The sequence below is a fragment of the Italian clover phyllody phytoplasma str. MA1 genome, assembly GCF_000300695.1.
Taxonomy (GTDB): Bacteria; Bacillota_I; Bacilli_A; order Acholeplasmatales; family Acholeplasmataceae; genus Phytoplasma.
Window position 1 is genome coordinate 1 of sequence record NZ_AKIM01000125.1, and the last position, 1,430, is coordinate 1,430.

Here is a 1,430-nt window from a genome sequence, read left to right on the forward strand (position 1 = left end):
AAAAATTAATGAATCCTGATGAGGGTTTATGGGAAAAATTAAAAGAAATTTGCAAAATTATTTTCACTGTTACTGTTGGAGGTAATGTTATTTATTTTTTCAAAGAAATGCAAACCTTTCTGTTAAATTCTTTTATTAAAATAGGGGATTTATTATTTAAAATTGTTTTAAAAATTTTAGATATTATGGTTATTGTTTTAAACATTTGGTTATTGTTATTAAAAAAAGTTATAATGTTATTAGGTTTTGTTTGTTCTTTTTTAATGAGTTTTATATATTTATGGGTTTAAAAACAAAGAAAGAATGAATGAATTTTAAATTATTTAAAAATAGAATAGGAGAAATTTAATTATGAGTACTTTTAAATGGAAAGGTAGACATTGGAGAATAGTTCCTTTTCTTATTACTACCGCAACATTATTGTTTTTTGTTTTTTGGATTGGTAGTATTTCTTATAAATATCATTTAGAAACTGAAGAAAGAAGAATAACTTTAAACAAAAATATTTCCGAAGAAGCTAAAAGATTAAATAACGCTTTACATGAGGAAAATATAAAGTTAAAACAAGAAATAGAACATAAAAAGCACTCCTTATGAATTAAAAAGAGATACTGGTGAAATAGAATATTATAATTTATTTACTCATAAATTAGTAAAAAAGATTGGTTTAGATGGTAATATTTACGAATATAATAATGATGTTTTATTTAAAAAAACAGATAAAGATAAGAATATTTATGAATATGGCACTCATGGTAAATTAATTAAAAAAACTTTACCTGATGGCGTATGGATGGAATATAATCCTGTTAACGAAAAATTAATAAAACGTAAAAATATTGATGGTTCTATTGAAGAATTTGATACTAATGAAGAAAAATACAAAGAAACAGATAAAAATGGTAGTATTAAATATTTCAAAACTAAACTTTATAAAACAGTTGCAGATTTTAAAAAATTAGGGGCTAGAGTTAATTATTTAATACAACTTGGTTTTACAGCTAAAGATTTAAAAGATGCTGGATATACAGTTAAGGAATTAAAAGATGCTGGATATACAGTTAAGGAATTAAAAGATGCTGGGTATACAGTTAAAGATTTGGAAGCAGCCGGGTATACAGCACAAGAATTAAGAGATGCTGGATTTACAGCCAAAGAATTAATAGATGCTGGGTTTACATATAAAGATGCTGGATATACAGCAAAAGAATTTAGAGATGGTGGATATACAATTCAATATTTAAAATCTGCTGGGTATACAGCAAAAGAATTAAAAGATGGCGGTTATACTCTTAGAGAATTAAAAGATAAGGGCTATACAGTTGGTCAATTAAGAGATGCTGGATTTACATATAACGATTTAATAAAAGTTGGATTTACAGTTAAAGATTTAAAATATTATGAATTTAAGAATGAATGAAAAGAACTAA

General features: G+C 24.5%; 2 protein-coding genes and 1 pseudogene. All 3 read left to right on the forward strand.

Annotated elements, in window-relative coordinates:
- Positions 1-290: pseudogene (locus RI01_RS02885) on the forward strand (hypothetical protein); the annotation flags it as partial.
- 61 nt (positions 291-351) lie between these two features.
- Positions 352-597: a hypothetical protein gene (locus tag RI01_RS03935; RefSeq protein WP_051001705.1), complete on the forward strand. Its 246-nt coding sequence runs from the start codon at positions 352-354 to the stop codon at positions 595-597.
- A gap of 196 nt (positions 598-793) precedes the next feature.
- The gene (locus RI01_RS03940) at positions 794-1,420 is read left to right on the forward strand and encodes a DUF2963 domain-containing protein (protein WP_051001706.1); all 627 of its coding nucleotides are present in this window, start codon (positions 794-796) and stop codon (positions 1,418-1,420) included.
- The last annotated feature ends 10 nt before the right edge of the window (positions 1,421-1,430 follow it).

Bases quoted from the DNA above. Each gene is read 5' to 3' on its own strand.
- RI01_RS03935 (WP_051001705.1), top strand. From the start codon at position 352: ATGAGTACTTTTAAATGGAAAGGTAGACATTGGAGAATAGTTCCTTTT.
- RI01_RS03940 (WP_051001706.1), top strand. From the start codon at position 794: ATGGAATATAATCCTGTTAACGAAAAATTAATAAAACGTAAAAATATT.